Source organism: Maribacter aquimaris, assembly GCF_014596745.1.
GTDB classification, from domain to species: Bacteria; Bacteroidota; Bacteroidia; order Flavobacteriales; family Flavobacteriaceae; genus Maribacter_A; species Maribacter_A aquimaris.
This window is the reverse complement of sequence record NZ_JABTCF010000009.1, coordinates 38,093-58,038: the sequence shown is the minus strand read 5'-3', so window position 1 is coordinate 58,038 and position 19,946 is coordinate 38,093. Positions and strand designations below refer to the sequence as shown.

Below are 19,946 nucleotides of genomic sequence, written 5' to 3'. Positions count from 1 at the left end.
ATTAAAATATAACCTGGTTATGTCTAAAGTTATTGTACATTCTCTTTTTTCTGATTTTGATATTGATCTTTTCAAATCGGGTAAGCATTTTAAACTGTATGAGAAATTGGGGTCGCACCCAATCGAATTGGACGGGGTACAAGGTACCTATTTTGCTGTTTGGGCACCAACGGCCAATTCCGTTTCCGTGGTAGGGGATTTCAATGATTGGAGGGATTTGGAACATCCGCTTAACGTGCGTTGGGATGGTAGTGGTATCTGGGAAGGATTCATACCCGGAATTGAATCTGGGACCCTTTATAAATATAATATACATTCCAATAATTTTGGAATAGTCACTGAAAAGGCAGATCCTTTCGCCAAGTATTGTGAGCATCCACCAAAAACGGCCTCTGTGGTCTGGGATGGGGATTATACATGGAAAGATGAAAAATGGATGGATGTCCGTGGGGATAAAAATTCATTGGACAAACCTTATTCGGTCTATGAGGTGCATTTAGGTTCTTGGAAGCGCAAGGAAAACAATGATTTTCTGACGTATAGGGAACTGGCTGAGGATTTGGTCCAATACGTCAAGGAGATGGGCTTTACCCATGTAGAGTTCATGCCAATCATGGAGTTTCCATTCGACCCTTCCTGGGGCTACCAATTAACGGGCTATTTTGCCCCTACATCACGATTTGGGAATCCTGAGGAATTTAAATTTTTAGTCGATAAATTGCATCAGGCCGGTATCGGGGTAATCCTCGATTGGGTACCTTCCCATTTCCCGGAAGATGCCCACGGACTTGGATTTTTCGATGGATCCCATTTATATGAACACCCTGATCGAAGAAGAGGGTATCATCCCGATTGGAAGAGCCTTATTTTTAATTATGGGAGAAATGAGGTACGGGCATTTTTAATCAGTAACGCATTATTTTGGTTAGATCAATACCATGTCGATGGCTTACGGGTAGATGCTGTGGCTTCGATGCTCTATTTAGACTATTCTAGGGAAGAAGGGGAGTGGGAACCCAATATCTATGGTAATAACGAGAACCTCGAAGCGATTTCCTTTATTCGCGAATTGAACGAGACTGTTTATGGGAACTTCCCCGATGTACAGACCATTGCAGAGGAATCCACTTCATTCGCCATGGTGTCCAAACCTGTGAATATTGGTGGATTGGGCTTTGGAATGAAATGGATGATGGGTTGGATGCACGATTCCTTGGAGTATTTTAAAAAGGAACCGATCTATAGAAAGCACCATCAGAATGATCTAACCTTTAGTATGACCTACGCCTTTACGGAAAATTTCATGCTACCGTTTTCGCATGATGAGGTTGTCTATGGGAAACAATCACTTTTATACAAAATGCCTGGTGATGAATGGCAGAAATTTGCCAATCTACGATTGTTGTATAGCTATATGTTTACCCATCCAGGTACGAATTTGATTTTTCAGGGAGGTGAATTCGCCCAAACCTCGGAATGGAATTATAACCAAAGTTTGGACTGGCATTTGACCCAATACGAATTACATTCCGGCATTCAGGAATTGATCAAGGACCTCAATACAATATACAAATCATACCCTGCCTTATATGAAAAGCAATTTAGTCAGGAAGGATTCCAATGGATCGATTATGGTGATGCGGCAAATTCGGTTTTAACCTATATTAGAAAAGGGCATAAACAGGAAGACGATTTGATTATTGCGGCAAACTTCACCCCGGTTCCAAGGGAAAAGTATCGTATAGGTGTCCCTAAAAGTGGCACGCTGAAACAAGTCTTCAATAGTGATGCAAAAAAATATGGAGGATCCGGCTCTAGGAAATCCTCAGTGAAAACAGAAAAAGTATCATGGCATGGTTTTGATGATTCCATCGAAATTACAATTCCCCCATTGGGAATCGTTATTTTTCAATAAACCGATCAATTATATCGCATTTGTAGGCAATTGGACGCTTTACATTTCTTAATTACAAGGTAATGTGCGTATTTTGCCATGCTTTTAAATTAATCAAATATGATAACTAATACAGAACTGGAGTATAAGGGCAACCTTTATCCCAATCAAATAGTGGATTTTAAACAGGATGTAGATAAATTCTATTTCACTACCGAGAATGGGGTTATCTTACAGATTACTGTTTTACGTAATAGTGCTTTACGTTTTAGATATGCCACAGAAAATGTATTTGAACCTGATTTCTCCTATGCCATAAGTGAGGATGCCAGTAAGGGATATAGCGAGTTGGAGGTTGAGGAGAAAGAATTGTTTTATCTTATCATCACGAGTAAACTTAAGGTGTTGGTCGATAAATCAACCTTGCGAATCCAAATTTCCGATCATGCAGGTAATATCATCAATGAGGATGAAATTGGTTTTCACTGGGAGGAAAACTATGAATATGGGGGCAATACGGTGAAAATGAGCAAGATCACCCAAAATGCTGAAAGTTATTTTGGTATGGGTGACAAGGCTACCCACTCTAACCTCAAAGGGAAAAGGGTCAATAATTGGTGTATGGACCAATATGCCTACGGTAAGGATCAAGATCCTCTTTATAAGACCGTTCCATTTTATGTAGGCCTACATAAGAATATGGCTTATGGTATTTTCTTTGACAATACCTTTAGGACGTATTTCGATTTTGCCCATGAACGAAGAAATGTAACAAGTTTTTGGGCCGATGGTGGCGAAATGAACTACTACTTTTTCTATGGGCCGGAAATGTCCAAAGTAGTGAAAGCGTATACGAACTTAACCGGTACACCTGAATTACCACCGATGTGGGCTATGGGGTACCATCAATCGAAATGGAGTTATTTCCCGGAAAGTAATGTAAAGGAATTGGCCAGTAAGTTTCGGGAATTGAGGATACCCTGTGATGCATTGTACCTCGATATTGATTACATGGACGGATTTCGCTGTTTCACATGGGACAAGAAGAAGTTTCCCGATCCAAAACGAATGATTTCTGAATTGTATGAGGACGGTTTTAAGACTGTCGTTATGATTGATCCAGGTATTAAAATCGATAAGGACTATTGGATATTCCAGGAGGCCATGGAGAAGGATTACTTCTGTAAACGGGGTGATGGCCCCTATATGAAAGGCAAGGTTTGGCCTGGGGAATGCCATTTTCCCGATTTTACCAATCCAGAAGTTCGCGAATGGTGGGCCGAGCTCTATAAGGAGTTTATGTCCGAAATAGGCGTTCATGCGGTTTGGAATGATATGAATGAACCTGCTGTCATGGAAGTGCCTACTAAAACGGCACCTTTGGATACCAGGCATAATTACGACGGGCACCCGTGTACCCATCGTAAGGCACACAATATTTACGGAATGCAAATGGTTCGGGCGACCTATGAGGGAATCAAGAAATACGTGTACCCCAAAAGACCCTTTGTGATTACAAGGGCAGCCTATGCCGGCACACAACGCTATTCATCTACATGGACTGGGGATAATGTGGCGACGTGGGAGCATTTATGGTTGGCCAATGTTCAGGTACAACGGATGTGTATGAGCGGAATGTCGTTCGTTGGTTCCGATATCGGCGGATTTGCCGAACAACCCAATGGGGAACTTTTTGCCCGATGGATCCAATTAGGGGTTTTCCATCCTTTCTGCCGGGTACATTCAAGTGGTGACCATGGCGATCAAGAACCTTGGTCCTTTGATACCGATGTAACCGATATTGTACGTAAGTTCATAGAGCTGCGTTACCAACATCTTCCCTATATCTATACCATGTTCTGGAAATATTCAAAATTTGGGGAGCCCATGTTGAAACCCTTGGTCTATTTCGACCAAGAAGACCCACAAACACATTTCCGGACCGATGAGTTCATTTTTGGCGATCATATATTGGTTTGCCCTGTACAGGAACCAAATGCCCAAGGAAGGCGTATGTATATCCCAAGGGGAAAATGGTACAATTATTGGAATAAATCAATTGTGAAAGGAGGGAAAGAGCAATGGGTAGATGCTGATATTGATATTATGCCCCTATTCGTTAAGGAAGGTTCCATAATTCCTAAGTTTCCGGTACAGCAGTATGTTGGGGAATTGGTCATTGAGGAATTGGACTTGGATGTTTACTATAAATTGGGAACAGAGAGCTCTACAGTATATGAGGATGATCAGGATGGATATGATTACAATAAAGGGGATTTCAGTCTGAGGAACTTCAAATTGAATGGAAAAGCGAATAGCCTTGCCATACAACAGTTTAAGGATGGCGCATTCATAACCTCATATGATACTTTCCGTATCAACTTGCATGGATTGCCCTTTGCAATCGAATCGGTTGAGGTGGATAATGAGGAGGTTTTGTTGAAGGATGTAAAACCCAATGGGGATGATGTCATTCGAATTGGTAAGGATTTCACACAAGTAATTATCAAAGGGAAATAATTTTTTGTATTTTAACTATACTAAACACTATAATAAAATGAAAAAATTTCTATTGGTCATTGCCATTTTTATGGGGGTGGCGGCTTGTAAGGTTAATCCCTTTACAGGTAAAAAAGTGCTTAATTTCTATCCCAACAGTCAAATATTCCCAACGGCTTTTGCCCAATATGATGAGTTTCTGACTGAGAATAAGGTTATCGAGGATACACCCGATGCCCGAATGATCACCAAAGTCGGCCAACGGATTTCCTCCGCAGCGGAAAGATGGTTGTCTGCCAATGGTTATGCCGGATATTTGAAAGATTATAAGTGGGAATATAACCTGGTTGATGACAAGACGGTAAATGCTTGGTGTATGCCCGGTGGTAAGATTGTTTTTTATACGGGTATTTTGCCCATTGCCAAATCAGAAAGGGGAATAGCAGTGATTATGGGACACGAAGTCGCCCATGCCCTGGCTGATCACGGTGCACAACGAATGAGTGCAGGTACTTTACAACAATTAGGTGCCGTTGCCGGAAATGTGGCCATTCAGGATGAACAGAAAAGAAATATGTTCAATCAGGCCTATGGGTTGGGTTCTTCAGTCGGTTTAATGCTTCCTTTCAGTAGAAGTCATGAGACCGAAGCAGATAGAATTGGTCTTCAGATCATGGCCATTGCGGGCTACGATCCAGCGGAAGCGGCTGAATTATGGAAAAGAATGAAAGCCAATAGTGATGGTCAGGCCCAACCGGAGTTTTTAAGTACACACCCTTCGAATGATACCAGAATCGCCAATTTAACAGAATGGGCCCCTGCCGCGAAACAAGAGGCCAGGAAGTTCGGCGTTACTTCTTTTGAGTAATCCGTTCAAGGTTTTGGGTAATAATTGTATATTGAAAGCTGTTCTGTAAAAGAGCAGCTTTTATTTTTACATATGACAAGAACTTTGGCCCAAAAGGGCAGTAAGAAACTATTGAATGCGTGGGCCTTTTATGATTGGGCAAATTCAGTATACACCTTAACAATAGCCTCTTCGATATTTCCTATTTATTATTCTGCGTTATTTTCATCGAAAGAGCAGCTAGTATCCGCTTTTGGTTTCGAAATGAAGCAAACGGTATTGATCTCGATCATTACCGCTTTTACTTTTCTAATGGTTGCTATCTTATCGCCAATTTTGTCGGGCATAGCCGATTATGTGGGGAACAAGAAGAGCTTTATGAAGTTTTTCTGTTATGTTGGGGGAGTGGGGTGTATCGGACTCTATTGGTTTAGTCTCGAAAATATTCATATGAGCCTGTTGTTTTATTTTATGGGGCTTATCGGATATTGGGGCAGTTTGGTGTTCTATAATTCATACCTGCCCGATATTGCCTATGAAGACCAACAAGATCGTATTAGTGCCAAAGGGTTTTCGTTGGGGTATATCGGTAGTGTGCTTCTTCTGTTGTTTAATTTGGCCATGGTTATGAAGCCCGAATGGTTTGGATTTGATATAGGGACTACGGAGCAAGAACTGGGGCTGTCCAAGATCAAGGCCATGAAAGTCTCTTTTATTACTGTCGGTCTATGGTGGGTATTATTCAGTCAATATACCTTTTATGTACTTCCTAAAGGTATTTCCAACGGACATAAGATTACGAGTAGGGTATTTCTCAACGGATTCCGCGAATTAAGATCGGTCTGGTGGCAGTTGAAACAGAATGTCAGGTTAAAACGATATTTAGGGGCCTTTTTTGTTTTCAGTATGGCTGTTCAAACCATTATGCTCATGGCGGTTTATTTTGGTGAGAAAGAGATTGCTTGGACTACGGATTCCGAAAAAACAACAGGACTCATCATCAGTATCCTCGTTATACAATTGGTTGCGGTGATAGGGGCCATTGTCACGTCCAGGGCTTCGGATAAATTTGGGAATATCAAAACCTTGATTGTGGTAAACATGATTTGGTTGTGTCTATGCTTCTATGCCTATTTTATGATAACACCCATGCAGTTCTATATCGCAGCGGGTTTGGTTGGTTTGGTAATGGGGGGCATACAGGCCTTGGCGCGGTCTACCTATTCGAAATTCCTTCCTGAAACAGAGGACACCACATCGTATTTTAGTTTTTATGATGTGGCTGAAAAAATAGGGATTGTTATAGGTATGGCCATATTTGCCTTGGTGGATCAGATCAGTACGATGCGATATGCCATATTGTTCCTGTTTGTTTTCTTCTTGGCCGGTATTATTTTATTGTTTCGGGTGCCAAAAGAAAAAGCCCCTTTGTAAAAGAGGCATTTCCCATGATTGCTATTCGCTTTTTGATGTGCCTGTATAAAAACAGGTTATGCTTTTGTGATATCACCAGACCCCGAGGTTTTGGTATTTACCTTTCCAGGATTGCCCCTGTAGCGGATATCCCCTGAGCCGGAGACCCTTGCTTTTAGACTTTTGTTCGCGGTTACCTTAATGTCCGCTGATCCCGACACGGTGGCATCAACATTCTCCGCTTCCAGTTCATAGGCCTTGATATCCCCGCTACCTGAAATAGTGGCCTCGAAATCTGAGGTTGTCCCACTGAGGGTAATATCCCCTGAACCTGACATAGAGGCATCGATGGAACGGGTCTTAAGGTCAAGCGTAATATCGCCGGAACCAGACATTGAAGTTTTAAAATCATCGGTCGTAATTGTGGTCTTGCCCACTATGTCACCAGAACCGGAAAGTGAAATTGCATCGATACTTTCTATCGGTACGGTGATGAGGATTCCGTTTTTCCATGTCGATGGCTTCAAGTTCATCCCTTTCTCAACCTTGATGACCAATTTGCCGTCCTTGACTTCGGTAATGATATGTTCCAACAGGTTTTCTTCCCCTTTTAATGAAATATCCCCTTCATTGCCTGAAACAAGGTCAACATCAAACCATCCTGAAACCGAGATCGCATCATAATCCCTTGTTGATCGTTCTATGGTAACCACGTTGCCGTTCCCTTTGACTCTTTTGCCCCATTGTGCCGAACAGGACAGGGTGAATAAAGCCACCAAACTTAATGTTGCTATTTTTTTCATCTTTTATAATTTAATCCTGGTTTTATATTTATTTTTTTGTGAAGGAGATGCCTCCGTATTCACTGTTGATGGTAATGTAATTACCACTATTGGCAGCGCCATAGTAGCCTTTGTAATAACGGTTGTTCGATTTTTCAGTACTGACGTTTATTTCGAAATCATCCTTACCACTTACCCCGGCATATTCGGCTCGGACTTCAAAATCAAAATAATATTGTGGGGAGTAGCCAATTTTGATTCCCGTATAATCAGAACTTATGTGGAGGTTGCCGGCATCTTCGGCCATTTCGTTTATCCGTAAGGAGCCATAGTCCGAATTGATGTCCACATTACCGTGAATGGTCCCTAATTTAACATTGATGTAATCCCCGTTACCATCGACATTATTGGCTTCACCAACCTCAATATTCCCATACTCGCAGGAGTATTGAAGGTTTTCCATGTGGTGTATGGTTGAGTTCGTGTAATCGGCATTTAAAATCAAATCCCCTGCTTTCTCTATGGTAAACCCCGAATAATCGGCCTTTATTTCACCGCTGTTGATATAGCCAATGCTGGATTTGGAGGTGTAATCAAAATTCAAATAGTTGTTTCTACCATGGAGTTCACCAATCTCCAATCTTCCATAGTCGCAGTTGATCTTGGCATGGCCATCGATCCTGTCCAGAATGATATTGCCATAATCGTTATCCAGATGGACACTGTTTTTTACGGGCAATTTTACGGTATAGTTGATTTGCATATTCACGTTGTTGTTGCCCCAGTTCCAGCCCCAACTACTTTTGTTTTTGTTGAAGATGGTCTTGGCGGAGACCATATCCATTGAGGCTTCAAAATCAACGGTGATATCATCTAATTTTTTTTGTACCTTTTCTTCATTGTTGCCGCTGGTCTTGATATGTACCTCGATCAAGATACGGTCTTCGTCCCAGGAGGAGATATTTAGGTTGCCGTAACTGTTATTCACTTTGAATAGGGCTGTTGAATTTACACTGTATTCTTTCTTAATGGATTTTTCCTTGGTGTATTTCCCATTGATTTCCCCATCGCTGGCGGCTAGGATCATGGGGACTATGAAAAATAGCACGGTAACATATTTATATAATAAAGTTCGCATCGTTTTGATTTTTTAAATTTTTGATTGCTTCAATTTGAATGATGACATCCTGTAAGAGGTCTATCCGTGTTTGAAAGTTTGTTATCATGGCACTTAAGATCAGTTTGTTGTTCCCTCCATTGATCAGGTCGGTTTCCAATTGCTTGTAATTGGTTTCCAGTTTTTTTAATTGATCCATGGTGTCACTGATGATCTTTTGTGTTTCAGGGGAACTTTCTTTCTCAAGCTGTTTTACCTGGTCCTCGATAAGGCTGGAAAAATAGACCTGTGTATTGCTTACCTCGGGGGAAATCTTTGCGACTTGCTCGTCTAAGGAAGGCCGGGATGTATATATCCCAATGGCCAATAAGCTAATAACGGCCACAGAGGCAGCGATAGAAAGGGGTCTCCACCAATTTCTCTTCTTTTTATGTAAGGTTATTGTTTTGTTGGCTTGGTTCAGTTTTTCAAGAAACCGCTCTTGATGCCCGGCTTTGGGTTCCCCGGTGTCAAAAGTGCCTTCCAGGCCATTGAACAGCTCTTTTAATTTATCTTTTTCCATTAGTAGGTGTTTATCATTTTTTTACGTAGACTTTCCTTTGCCCTAGATATCATTGTGCGGCAATTGGCATAGCTTATATTCATTATTTTACTTATTTCTTCATAATCGTACCCCTCTATTACGTATAAGGTCAAAGAAATTCTGTAATTATCCTTTAGTTGTTTCATGGTTTCCATCACTTTTTGAGCCTTCAGTTCGGTAAACACATGATCCGAAACAATTCCGTCATTATCTTCGACCTTGTACATTATATCATCCAACGCAACCTCATTTTTCTTTTGCTGCTTTCGGTAATGATAGATACTGTTGTTTATGACAATGCGTTTCAACCAGGATCCAAAAGTCACTTCACCTTTAAAAGTATGCAGTTTCGTAAACGCGTTTAGAAACGATTCCTGCATAATATCTTCGGCTTCGGCGCTGTCCTTTACAATACGTACCGATGTGTTGTACATGGCTTTGTAATAACGATTGTAAATTTCCATTTGCGCACTTTGGTTTCCGGCAAGACACAATGGTATCAAGTCATCAGTATGTTCTTTTTTGTGGCTCAAAAAGTGATTGATTTGTTTAATAGATGTCCTAAATTACCCAATGTTACAGTTTATAAAAAATAATTAGGGCTGTTGGCACAGGAATTGCCAAATATAGGTTGTTATGAAGTGTCTTGATGCCCAGAAACAAAGGCTAAAGGCCTATATAAAACTTTTTTTTAATACTAAAAATTGCCTATTGCTGTTAGAAATATGACAGAATGGCTGAAAATATACTATGGGAGATTCTAAATTTTCAAATTTTGACAATATGTCCTTACAAGGTATTGACCAAGACGCGGAACTGATACCGCTATTGACCCCCGAGGACGAAGAGGAAATGAACAATGAGGGGCTGCCCGAAACTTTACCCATATTGCCTTTGCGCAATACCGTACTGTTTCCTGGGGTGGTTATTCCGATAACTGCAGGTAGGGATGCATCGATAAAATTGATCAAGGATGCCAATAACGGTTCAAAGGTCATCGGTGTGGTTGCCCAGAAAGATGAAAAGACCGAGAATCCAGGAATCAATGATATACATACTTTGGGTACGGCAGCCCGTATCTTAAGGGTACTTCAAATGCCCGATGGGAATACCACGGTCATCATTCAGGGAAAAAAACGGTTTGAACTGGCTGAAGTACTTACCGAAAAGCCTTATATGACGGCGACCGTTAGGGAAACGGCTGAGGAGCGCCCGGATAAGGACGGACAGGAATTCCTGGCGATTATAGAGTCTATTAAGGATCTAGCCTTGAAAATCATTAAGGATAACCCGAACATTCCGAGTGAGGCATCCTTCGCCATAAAGAATATTCAAAGTAATTCATTTTTGATAAATTTTGTTTCCTCCAATCTTAATCTTGACGTGAAGGAGAAACAGGATTTATTGGAAATTGGAAATTTACAGGATAGGGCATTGGCCACATTGAAGTATATGAATGTGGAGCTTCAGAAATTGGAATTGAAGAATGTAATCCAATCCAAGGTCAGGAGCGATATGGATCAGCAGCAACGTGAATATTTCCTTCATCAACAAATGAAAACCATTCAAGAGGAATTGGGTGGGGTTTCCTATGATGAGGAAATTGAGGAAATGCGTTTAAAATCCGTGGACAAGAAATGGGATGCCAAGGTGGCCGAGCATTTTGAGAAGGAATTGGCGAAATTACAACGTATGAACCCGCAGGTTGCGGAATATTCCATCCAACGAAATTATTTGGATCTGTTCCTGGAATTGCCTTGGAACGAATTCTCAGAGGACAAGTTCGATTTAAAACGTGCCCAAAAGATCTTGGATCGGGACCATTATGGTTTGGAAGATGTAAAGAAACGTATTATCGAATACTTGGCGGTTTTGAAATTGCGTAATGATATGAAGTCGCCTATCCTATGCTTATATGGCCCCCCAGGCGTTGGTAAGACCTCATTGGGTAAATCGGTAGCCGAGGCTTTAGGTAGGGAATATGTGAGAATGTCCTTAGGTGGTTTGCGCGATGAGGCAGAGATTAGAGGCCATCGAAAGACCTATATCGGGGCTATGCCCGGTAGAATTATCCAGAGTATCAAAAAAGCAGGGACCTCAAATCCTGTTTTTATCCTCGATGAAATCGATAAATTGGCCAGCAGTCATCAAGGGGATCCTTCCTCAGCGATGCTTGAAGTATTGGATCCGGAACAGAATAGTGCGTTCCATGACAACTTCCTTGAAATGGGGTATGACCTTTCAAAGGTCATGTTCATTGCCACAGCCAATACGTTATCGACCATTCAACCTGCGTTAAGGGACCGTATGGAGATCATCAATGTTACCGGATATACTATTGAGGAGAAGGTAGAGATAGCGAAAAGACATTTGTTGCCCAAGCAATTGAAAGAACATGGACTCACCACGAAAGACCTTAAAATCGGAAAACCCCAGATGGAAAAGATCGTTGAGGGCTATACGAGGGAATCCGGGGTGCGTGCCCTGGAAAAGCAAATTGCCAAAATGGTGCGTTATGCTGCAAAATCGATTGCCATAGGTGAAGAATACCACGTCAAAATAAGTAATGATGATGTTGAAAAAATTCTTGGTCCGGCACGATTGGAAAGGGATAAGTATGAGAATAATGATGTAGCCGGAGTGGTAACAGGACTGGCATGGACCAGTGTTGGTGGTGATATTCTGTTTATTGAATCTATCCTGTCGAAAGGGAAAGGTATGTTGAATATTACCGGGAACTTGGGTAAAGTCATGAAGGAGTCGGCTACCATAGCCATGGAATATATAAAATCGAATGCCGAAAGTTTTGGTATCGATCCAGCGGTTTTTGCCAAATACAATGTACATATCCATGTGCCTGAAGGTGCAACACCCAAAGATGGGCCAAGTGCCGGTGTTACCATGTTAACGTCCCTGGTATCCTTGTTCACCCAGAAAAAAGTAAAGAAAAGTTTGGCGATGACAGGGGAGATTACCTTAAGGGGGAAAGTTCTTCCCGTAGGGGGAATCAAGGAAAAGATCCTGGCGGCGAAAAGAGCCCGGATCAAAGAGATCATATTGTGCGAGGATAATAGAAAGGATATCATGGAAATTAAGGAGGAATACCTTAAGGGACTAACTTTCCATTATGTTACCGATATGAGTGAGGTTATCGATTTGGCCATTACAAACCAGAAAGTAAAGAACGCAAAAAAGCTTTAGTATTTTAAGACGTCCTTTTTTCTGTCTATTTTTAACCTATGGAAAAAATTACCATTGCCATTGATGGGTATTCATCAACCGGAAAAAGTACCATTGCCAAACAATTGGCAAAGGCACTTAACTATATTTATGTAGACACAGGTGCTATGTATAGGGCTGTGACGCTTTATGCCATGCGGAATGGTTTTGTAAGCGAGAATGCCTGTGATGTTGAGGCATTGATAGCTTCGCTACATGATATTGAACTTCGATTTGTTTATAATGACGCCGTGGGTTTTGCCGAGATGTACCTGAATGATGAGAACGTAGAGCGTGAAATCAGGACCATGGAAGTCTCTAAATTGGTGAGCAAGGTGGCCACCATTGAGGATGTGCGACAGAAATTAGTGGCCATTCAGCAAAAAATGGGCTTGGAAAAAGGCATTGTCATGGACGGAAGGGACATTGGCACCGTTGTGTTCCCTAATGCGGAACTAAAGATTTTTATGACAGCATCCCCCGAAAAAAGGGCCACAAGGCGGTACAAGGAGTTGTTGGATAAAGGGGAGGATGTGAAATACAGTGAGGTGTTGAAGAATGTGGAACATCGCGATTATGTTGATTCGCATCGTGAAATATCACCGCTGCGGAAAGCAGGGAACGCCATTGTTTTCGACAACAGTGATATGGGACTTGAAGATCAGTTCTCAAGGATTCTGGATTTTGCGAATCGGGTCATCAACAAACAAAAAAAAGACGTTCATTAGAACGTCTTTTTCAATTTAAATCATACGATTCCTTATAGGTTAGGAATCACTAAAACCTGATCGGGGTGAATCACATCCGGGTTCTTAAGGATATTGGTGTTAGCCTCGAAAATTTGTTTGTACTTCATGGGGTCACCATAGTACTTCTTGGCAATCTTACTCAATGATTCCCCACTTTTTACAGTGTGTTTATGGAATATGGATTCGTCGGCAACGGAAATGTTGGCTTTTAGGTCAGAAGGTTGTTCCCCACCTATTTCCTTGATTTTATCCCATAAAAGATTCTTCTCGTATTGGGTATTGGCCGTACCTTTTATTTTTAAAACACCATTCTCTTCGGTAACATTACCGTCCTTGATTGACAATTCTTCGCCAAGGTCTAAAACGGGCTGATATTTTGCTTTAACGCTCATAGTTGTAATTTACTTATGGTTAATATTTATTGGTGTGAAGATAAGGATTTATGCGTTATTTTATGGAAAAACGAAAAAATACTCCCTTAACTGTCAATTGTGGTGCCTTGGTTGTTTGTAAATACATAATAAAATCGTAGTTTTGCACTCCTTTTTTACAGAGAATCAAGAGGAAAGGGGAAGAAAACAAAAATTCATATAACATCTTCTGTAGTAATTGTTTAACTCTTGTGGCACTATGGAATACAAATTTAAATCAGCAAATGGCTGAAGAAAAAGAAACAAAAGCAGTAGAGGAAGCTATCGAAGCTACTCCGGAAACAAAGGTGGAAACACCTGTACAGGACCCAAAGGAATTTTTAGAAAATTTTAATTGGGAAAAGTACGAACAAGGCATTGAACGTGTTGATGATTCTAAACTTAAAGAGTTTGAAACATTGGTCGCCGAAAACTTTGTCGATACAGCGGATGAAGAGGTTGTACAAGGTACCGTAGTGTACTTGACCGATAGGGAAGCTATTATCGATATCAATGCAAAATCAGAAGGCGTTATTTCGTTGAACGAATTTCGTTATAACCCAGACCTGAAAGTAGGTGATAAGGTAGAGGTGTTGATCGATATCCGTGAGGATAAAAGTGGTCAATTGGTACTTTCACATAGAAAGGCCAGAACCATTATGGCTTGGGATAGGGTGAATGCCGCACATGATAATGAAGAAATCGTTAGTGGTTTCGTGAAATGTAGGACTAAAGGAGGTATGATCGTCGATGTATTCGGTATTGAAGCTTTCTTACCAGGTTCACAGATCGATGTTAAGCCTATTAGGGATTACGATCAGTATGTCAATAAGACTATGGAATTCAAAGTGGTTAAGATCAACCACGAATTCAAAAACGTAGTAGTTTCGCATAAAGCACTTATCGAGGCTGATATTGAAGAACAGAAAAAAGAGATCATTAGCCAGTTGGAAAAAGGACAGGTACTTGAAGGTGTTGTTAAAAACATTACTTCTTACGGAGTCTTTATCGATCTTGGTGGTGTTGATGGTCTGGTACATATTACCGATCTTTCATGGAGCAGGATCAACCACCCGAATGAGGTTGTTGAATTGGATCAGAAATTGAATGTCGTTATCTTGGACTTTGATGAGAACAAATCAAGAATCCAATTGGGTCTTAAGCAATTGGAGAAACATCCTTGGGATGCCTTGAGCGAAGACATCAAAATAGGTGACAAAGTCAAAGGAAAGGTTGTTGTTATAGCTGATTACGGTGCATTCATCGAGGTTGTTGAAGGTGTTGAAGGATTGATCCACGTTTCTGAAATGTCATGGTCAACCCATTTGCGTTCTGCACAGGACTTTGTAAAAGTCGGTGATGAAGTAGAGGCTGTAGTGTTGACATTGGATAGGGAAGATCGTAAAATGTCCTTGGGCATTAAGCAATTGACTCCGGATCCATGGACCGATATTACTACCAAATACCCTGTAGGATCTAAACATAAAGGAATCGTTAGAAACTTTACCAATTTCGGTGTATTCTTGGAATTGGAAGAAGGAATCGACGGTTTGATCTATATCTCGGATCTTTCTTGGACCAAGAAAATCAAACACCCATCAGAATTTGTAGCTGTTGGTGATACCTTGGAAGTGGAAGTATTGGAATTGGATGTTGAAGGACGTAAATTAAGTTTAGGTCACAAACAGACTACCGAGAACCCTTGGGACAAATACGAAACTGAATTTGCTGTTGGTACCGTTCATAAAGCGGCCATCACCGATATCGTAGATAAAGGTGCAACGATTGACTTTAACGAGGATATCACTGCATTCGTTCCACAACGTCACTTGGAAAAAGAGGATGGTAAGAAAGTAGGTAAGGGCGAAGAAGCCGAATTCAAGATCATTGAGTTCAATAAAGACTTCAAACGTGTCGTTGCCAGTCATACCGCTATCTTTAGGGAAGAAGAGCAACGCAATGTAAAAGCCGCAGTAAAAAGAGCTGCAGCCAGTGCTGATGAGGCTAAACCTACTTTAGGGGATGCTAATGAGGCATTACAGGCATTGAAGGATAAAATGGAAGCTAATTCCAAAAATAAATAAGCTTTTATTTAATTGATTTTCCTATGCAAATAGGGATTCGAAGGCCCTGACGGTATCGTCAGGGCTTTTTTGTTTTCATTCTTATAAATGAATATTTGTAATAATTCCCTATTTTTGTCAAACAAAAGTGTTGCTGACCTACTATGAGTCAAAAAGTACTACTCTCCTCAAAAGAAATTAATATCATCTTACATAGGTTGGCTTGCCAATTACTTGAAAATCATCTTGATTTTGCCGATACGGTATTGATCGGGATGCAACCCAGGGGCAAGTTCGTGGCCGAAAGACTTACCAAAATCCTTAAAGAGGAATATAAAGTAAAACATATTGAAGTCGGATTCCTGGATATAACCTTCTATAGGGACGACTTTAGAAGGGGCGATAAGCCTCTTGAAGCCAATCAGACCAATATCGACTTTTTGGTCGAGGATAAGAAAGTGGTCTTGATTGACGATGTGCTGTATACCGGAAGAAGTATCCGGGCGGCTTTAACGGCCATTCAATCTTTTGGACGACCTTCAGAAATCGAATTATTGACCTTGATAGATAGGCGATTCAGTAGGCACCTACCCATACAACCGACCTATAGGGGACGACAGGTCGACGCCATAAACAATGAAAAAGTTGTTGTGCTTTGGGAAGAGAATGATGGTAAAGACCAAATCTATCTGATAAATAAATAAGCAATGAGCGAACTGAGTGTAAATCACTTACTGGGTATAAAATATATCAACGAAAAAGATATTCAGCTCATTTTTGAAACCGCCGATCAATTTAAGGAGGTGATCAATCGATCTATTAAGAAGGTGCCTTCGTTACGTGATATTACCATAGCCAATATATTTTTCGAAAATAGTACAAGGACAAGACTGTCGTTCGAGTTAGCCGAAAAACGACTTTCTGCCGATGTAATAAATTTCTCTGCAGGCCAGTCTTCCGTAAAGAAAGGGGAGACTTTGATCGATACCGTGAATAATATCCTATCTATGAAAGTGGATATGGTGGTTATGAGGCATCCCAATCCTGGAGCGGGTATATTCCTATCAAAACATGTCAAGGCTGCCATAGTCAATGCCGGAGACGGTGCACATGAGCATCCTACACAGGCTTTGTTGGATTCTTTTTCAATACGGGAAAGATTCGGGGATGTTGCAGGGAAGAAAGTTGTTATCGTCGGTGATATCCTGCATTCCAGGGTGGCGCTCTCCAATATCTTTGCACTGAAATTGCAAGGTGCCCAAGTGAAGGTATGTGGGCCAAAAACATTGATGCCCAAACATATTGGGTCATTGGGGGTTGAAGTAGAGACCGATTTGCGAAAAGCTTTGAATTGGTGCGATGTGGCCAATATGCTACGTATACAGAATGAACGTTTGGATATTAGTTACTTTCCAACGACAAGGGAATATACACAGCAATTCGGTGTAAATAAAGCCTTACTCGATTCGTTGGACAAAGAAATCGTAATCATGCACCCTGGCCCTATTAACCGTGGGGTGGAAATCACCAGTGATGTTGCGGATTCAAAACAATCGATTATATTGAACCAAGTTGAAAATGGGGTGGCCATACGTATGGCCGTGATTTATTTATTGGCCTCAAAAATAAAATAACTCCTATGATATTTGATAAAGAGGGTACTACAACCATCGTATTTCAAGAGAATATTTCAATTCAGGAATTTTTAAAGAATCTTGAATCGGGTTACAACAAGATAAAAAACGATAATATCATTATTAACCTGTTTTCATTCTCAAAGCTTTCTTCAGGTGATATTTTGGAATTTTTGCCTATTTCAAACAGGCATAGGGATACAAAAAAATCATTTGTATTGGTGACCGATAAAGTTTCTTTTGACGAAGTTCCCGAAGAATTATCCGTGGTGCCCACCATACGGGAAGCCAAGGATATTATCGAAATGGAAGAAATAGAAAGGGATCTTGATCTCTGAAAAGCCATAATGAAACATGATTCCTTCATAGGGTTGTATCAATTACAATCTTTAACCTATTAATTTCCATTTTCATGAAACTACAGATCTTGGGTTGTTATGCTGCGACCCCACGTACGTTAACAAACCCGACTTCACAGGTATTGGAAATCAAGAACCATATGTTTTTGATCGATTGTGGGGAGGGGACACAGGTACAACTACGTAAGCATAAGGTTAAATTTTCCAGGATCAACCATATTTTTATTTCACACCTCCATGGCGATCATTTTTTTGGGTTGCCAGGATTGATTTCCACTTTTCGACTTTTGGGAAGGGACAAGGAATTGCATGTCTATGGCCCCAAAGGAATTAAAGAAGCGATCACTTTGTTGTTGAAATTGGGTGATTCGTGGACAAATTACCCTTTGCTTTTTCATGAATTGACATCAAAGGAACCCGAACTCCTTTTTGAGGATGATAAAATAACGGTTGAAACCATTCCTTTGAACCACAGGGTCTACACCAACGGTTTTCTTTTTAAGGAAAAATTGGGGGAACGAAAGCTCAATGTAAGCGCCGTTGCCCAATACAAAATAGACAAGTGCTATTTTCAGAATATCAAAAACGGAAAGGATATCACCTTGAATGATGGTACACGGTTATCCAATACTTTACTGACATTCGACCCCCCAAAACCCAAAAGCTATGCGTTTTGCAGTGACACAAGTTTCTTCCCTGAAATTATTGGGCAAATACAGGAAGTCGACGTTTTGTATCACGAGTCCACTTTTTTGGATTCTGAGGGACATTTGTCTGAAAGAACCAAGCATGCAACAGCCAAGGAAGCTGCAACCATTGCCCTAAAAGCCAATGTGGGCATGTTGATTTTAGGACACTATTCCACACGGTATAAGACTATTGACCTTTTCAGGGAGGAAGCAATGGAGATATTTCCCAACGTGGCTTTGGCCGATGACGGAAAGGTGTTCGAGATGTAATTGGGGGTAATTACGCAACTCTTGTAAAAAAAGGTATCTATCTAGAAAACCTGTAATGCGGATTAAGCGCTTTTCGATTGCTTTTACTTTATTTTTTCTTTTAGGCTCTTGTGAAAAGGAGAATGCCGTTGCCGTGGATCTTCTTGAGTCTGCAATCATAGGTGCCTGGAGTAGGACCGATGTTGTTCCAAGTGGTGTAACCAACACCGATTTACGATATTTTGATGTAAAAACGACCTATACGTTCGATTCGGATAAAACGTATTCATATCGCGTTGATTTTTATGGGTTTGAGGATGAAAACCCTGAAGCGATTATCGGTTCATCCGAGAATGTCGGTAGTTATAAGGTAAGGGGTGATAGCCTTTTTATAAAAGCAGTGGCCAATACCTCTTGGGAAGAAGGGTTTAAACCAGACCCGGAGACCACTAGGTTGGGCGGGGAAGCTTATGGTAATAAATTTAGAATCGCGGATGATGAACTGACATTGTATTATATTTCTTACCCAGCGGATGCTCCCGTACCTACGCAAATGACCTTTGAAAAGGTGGTTCCTTAAATGAAACTGTCATTGATGCGTTGTTTTTTAGGGTGGGCTGTTTTATCTCTGGATAATTCGTAATAAATACATCGGAAGCCTTCCCTTTTACCAATCTTTTAAGGAACTTTGTATATCTTGCTTTTAGATTACGATACAATGGAAAAAGATTTAAGTAATTATAGGAAATCCTACGAAAAAAGCGCCCTTTTGGAAGATGCAATCTCGGATAACCCCATGGAGCTGTTTCAAAAGTGGTTTTATGAGGTAGAGGCTTCCAATACGGTCGATGAGGCTAATTCGATGACCGTTTCAACAATCGGACTTGATGGGTACCCCAAAAGTCGTGTTGTGCTTTTAAAACGATACACGTACGAAGGTTTCATTTTTTATACCAACTATGCGAGTGAAAAGGGCAAGGCCATTGCGGCAAACCCACATGTGTGCCTTTCGTTTTTTTGGCATTCCATGGAGCGTCAGGTAATCATCAAGGGGACTGCTGAAAAAATCTCGGAAAACCTGTCCGATGGTTATTTTGAATCCCGACCCGATGGGAGTAAGTTAGGGGCTATCGTTTCCCATCAAAGTGAGGTTATAGCTTCGAGGGAGGTTTTGGAGGATGGTTTAAAAGAGCTGGAAGAACAATATACAGGAAAGGATATTCCACGTCCCAAGTATTGGGGAGGGTATTTGGTGCGACCGGTTTCCATTGAGTTTTGGCAAGGTCGTCCTAACCGATTGCACGATAGGATCCGATTTGTCCTGCAGGAGGATTTTGATTGGAAAATCGAACGCTTGGCTCCATAATCCAAATATTACCTTGACTTTTTACGGTATACTTTTGTTGATTGTTTAACTTTATTGGATTCAATTAAATCGA

At 40.9% G+C, this 19,946-nt stretch carries 18 protein-coding genes; 13 read left to right on the top strand and 5 right to left on the bottom strand.

What is annotated here, in order from left to right; all coding sequences use genetic code 11:
• The first annotated feature begins 19 nt into the window (after positions 1-19).
• The 4 genes from glgB to HPE56_RS13870 all read left to right on the top strand — a co-directional run bounded on the left by glgB (position 20) and on the right by HPE56_RS13870 (position 6,674).
• Positions 20-1,915 (top strand): 1,4-alpha-glucan branching protein GlgB, encoded by a 1,896-nt coding sequence (glgB, locus tag HPE56_RS13885; RefSeq protein ID WP_188244359.1) that lies wholly within the window; start codon positions 20-22, stop codon positions 1,913-1,915.
• A gap of 99 nt (positions 1,916-2,014) precedes the next feature.
• Complete coding sequence (locus tag HPE56_RS13880) at positions 2,015-4,414, top strand: glycoside hydrolase family 31 protein (RefSeq protein WP_188244358.1); 2,400 nt, start codon at positions 2,015-2,017, stop codon at positions 4,412-4,414.
• Between the two features lie 37 nt (positions 4,415-4,451).
• On the top strand, positions 4,452-5,261 hold the full coding sequence (locus HPE56_RS13875; RefSeq protein WP_188244357.1) for a M48 family metallopeptidase: 810 nt from the start codon (positions 4,452-4,454) through the stop codon (positions 5,259-5,261).
• Positions 5,262-5,333: 72 nt separating this feature from the next.
• Entirely contained in the window at positions 5,334-6,674 is a 1,341-nt protein-coding gene (locus tag HPE56_RS13870; protein ID WP_188244356.1) for an MFS transporter, read from the top strand.
• A gap of 56 nt (positions 6,675-6,730) precedes the next feature.
• On the opposite strand, the gene HPE56_RS13865 is transcribed toward HPE56_RS13870, so the two are convergent.
• The 4 genes from HPE56_RS13865 to HPE56_RS13850 are packed head-to-tail and all read right to left on the bottom strand — an operon-like array spanning position 6,731 to position 9,668.
• Positions 6,731-7,456 carry a head GIN domain-containing protein gene (locus HPE56_RS13865; protein WP_188244355.1) on the bottom strand — a complete coding sequence of 242 codons (726 nt, stop codon included), beginning with the start codon at positions 7,454-7,456 and terminating at the stop codon, positions 6,731-6,733.
• 28 nt (positions 7,457-7,484) lie between these two features.
• The gene (locus tag HPE56_RS13860; RefSeq protein ID WP_188244354.1) at positions 7,485-8,573 is read right to left on the bottom strand and encodes a hypothetical protein; all 1,089 of its coding nucleotides are present in this window, start codon (positions 8,571-8,573) and stop codon (positions 7,485-7,487) included.
• On the bottom strand, positions 8,554-9,114 hold the full coding sequence (locus tag HPE56_RS13855; RefSeq protein ID WP_188244353.1) for a hypothetical protein: 561 nt from the start codon (positions 9,112-9,114) through the stop codon (positions 8,554-8,556). The genes HPE56_RS13860 and HPE56_RS13855 overlap by 20 nt, the downstream gene beginning before the upstream one ends.
• Positions 9,114-9,668 (bottom strand): RNA polymerase sigma factor, encoded by a 555-nt coding sequence (locus HPE56_RS13850; RefSeq protein WP_188244352.1) that lies wholly within the window; start codon positions 9,666-9,668, stop codon positions 9,114-9,116. Before HPE56_RS13850 ends, HPE56_RS13855 begins: the two co-directional genes overlap by 1 nt.
• 217 nt (positions 9,669-9,885) lie before the next feature.
• Here HPE56_RS13850 and lon point away from each other — a divergent pair, with 217 nt between their 5' ends.
• Entirely contained in the window at positions 9,886-12,336 is a 2,451-nt protein-coding gene (gene lon, locus HPE56_RS13845; RefSeq protein WP_188244351.1) for an endopeptidase La, read from the top strand.
• 38 nt (positions 12,337-12,374) lie between these two features.
• Positions 12,375-13,082 carry a (d)CMP kinase gene (gene cmk / locus HPE56_RS13840; RefSeq protein WP_188244350.1) on the top strand — a complete coding sequence of 236 codons (708 nt, stop codon included), beginning with the start codon at positions 12,375-12,377 and terminating at the stop codon, positions 13,080-13,082.
• Positions 13,083-13,114: 32 nt separating this feature from the next.
• On the opposite strand, the gene HPE56_RS13835 is transcribed toward cmk, so the two are convergent.
• A complete protein-coding gene (locus tag HPE56_RS13835; protein WP_188244349.1) occupies positions 13,115-13,495 on the bottom strand; it encodes a LysM peptidoglycan-binding domain-containing protein in 381 nt (126 codons plus the stop codon).
• 263 nt (positions 13,496-13,758) lie between these two features.
• Here HPE56_RS13835 and rpsA point away from each other — a divergent pair, with 263 nt between their 5' ends.
• From rpsA to pdxH, 7 genes are all read left to right on the top strand, one after another.
• Entirely contained in the window at positions 13,759-15,597 is a 1,839-nt protein-coding gene (gene rpsA, locus HPE56_RS13830; protein WP_188244348.1) for a 30S ribosomal protein S1, read from the top strand.
• Positions 15,598-15,740: 143 nt separating this feature from the next.
• A complete protein-coding gene (gene pyrR / locus HPE56_RS13825) occupies positions 15,741-16,280 on the top strand; it encodes a bifunctional pyr operon transcriptional regulator/uracil phosphoribosyltransferase PyrR (protein WP_109649838.1) in 540 nt (179 codons plus the stop codon).
• 3 nt (positions 16,281-16,283) lie between these two features.
• Positions 16,284-17,210 (top strand): aspartate carbamoyltransferase catalytic subunit, encoded by a 927-nt coding sequence (locus HPE56_RS13820; protein ID WP_109649839.1) that lies wholly within the window; start codon positions 16,284-16,286, stop codon positions 17,208-17,210.
• Between the two features lie 5 nt (positions 17,211-17,215).
• Complete coding sequence (locus HPE56_RS13815; protein ID WP_188244347.1) at positions 17,216-17,548, top strand: ribonuclease Z; 333 nt, start codon at positions 17,216-17,218, stop codon at positions 17,546-17,548.
• 74 nt (positions 17,549-17,622) lie between these two features.
• Positions 17,623-18,528, top strand: a complete 906-nt coding sequence (locus HPE56_RS13810; RefSeq protein WP_188244346.1) for a ribonuclease Z — start codon at positions 17,623-17,625, stop codon at positions 18,526-18,528.
• 55 nt (positions 18,529-18,583) lie between these two features.
• A complete protein-coding gene (locus HPE56_RS13805) occupies positions 18,584-19,087 on the top strand; it encodes a hypothetical protein (protein ID WP_188244345.1) in 504 nt (167 codons plus the stop codon).
• Positions 19,088-19,225: 138 nt separating this feature from the next.
• Complete coding sequence (gene pdxH / locus HPE56_RS13800) at positions 19,226-19,873, top strand: pyridoxamine 5'-phosphate oxidase (RefSeq protein ID WP_188244344.1); 648 nt, start codon at positions 19,226-19,228, stop codon at positions 19,871-19,873.
• The last annotated feature ends 73 nt before the right edge of the window (positions 19,874-19,946 follow it).

Bases quoted from the DNA above. Each gene is read 5' to 3' on its own strand.
- HPE56_RS13810 (WP_188244346.1), top strand. From the start codon at position 17,623: ATGAAACTACAGATCTTGGGTTGTTATGCTGCGACCCCACGTACGTTA.
- pdxH (WP_188244344.1), top strand. From the start codon at position 19,226: ATGGAAAAAGATTTAAGTAATTATAGGAAATCCTACGAAAAAAGCGCC.
- HPE56_RS13835 (WP_188244349.1), bottom strand. From the start codon at position 13,495: ATGAGCGTTAAAGCAAAATATCAGCCCGTTTTAGACCTTGGCGAAGAA.
- HPE56_RS13855 (WP_188244353.1), bottom strand. From the start codon at position 9,114: ATGGAAAAAGATAAATTAAAAGAGCTGTTCAATGGCCTGGAAGGCACT.
- cmk (WP_188244350.1), top strand. From the start codon at position 12,375: ATGGAAAAAATTACCATTGCCATTGATGGGTATTCATCAACCGGAAAA.
- HPE56_RS13815 (WP_188244347.1), top strand. From the start codon at position 17,216: ATGATATTTGATAAAGAGGGTACTACAACCATCGTATTTCAAGAGAAT.
- HPE56_RS13875 (WP_188244357.1), top strand. From the start codon at position 4,452: ATGAAAAAATTTCTATTGGTCATTGCCATTTTTATGGGGGTGGCGGCT.
- pyrR (WP_109649838.1), top strand. From the start codon at position 15,741: ATGAGTCAAAAAGTACTACTCTCCTCAAAAGAAATTAATATCATCTTA.
- HPE56_RS13865 (WP_188244355.1), bottom strand. From the start codon at position 7,456: ATGAAAAAAATAGCAACATTAAGTTTGGTGGCTTTATTCACCCTGTCC.
- HPE56_RS13860 (WP_188244354.1), bottom strand. From the start codon at position 8,573: ATGCGAACTTTATTATATAAATATGTTACCGTGCTATTTTTCATAGTC.
- rpsA (WP_188244348.1), top strand. From the start codon at position 13,759: ATGGCTGAAGAAAAAGAAACAAAAGCAGTAGAGGAAGCTATCGAAGCT.
- HPE56_RS13870 (WP_188244356.1), top strand. From the start codon at position 5,334: ATGACAAGAACTTTGGCCCAAAAGGGCAGTAAGAAACTATTGAATGCG.
- HPE56_RS13880 (WP_188244358.1), top strand. From the start codon at position 2,015: ATGATAACTAATACAGAACTGGAGTATAAGGGCAACCTTTATCCCAAT.
- lon (WP_188244351.1), top strand. From the start codon at position 9,886: ATGGGAGATTCTAAATTTTCAAATTTTGACAATATGTCCTTACAAGGT.
- glgB (WP_188244359.1), top strand. From the start codon at position 20: ATGTCTAAAGTTATTGTACATTCTCTTTTTTCTGATTTTGATATTGAT.
- HPE56_RS13805 (WP_188244345.1), top strand. From the start codon at position 18,584: ATGCGGATTAAGCGCTTTTCGATTGCTTTTACTTTATTTTTTCTTTTA.
- HPE56_RS13820 (WP_109649839.1), top strand. From the start codon at position 16,284: ATGAGCGAACTGAGTGTAAATCACTTACTGGGTATAAAATATATCAAC.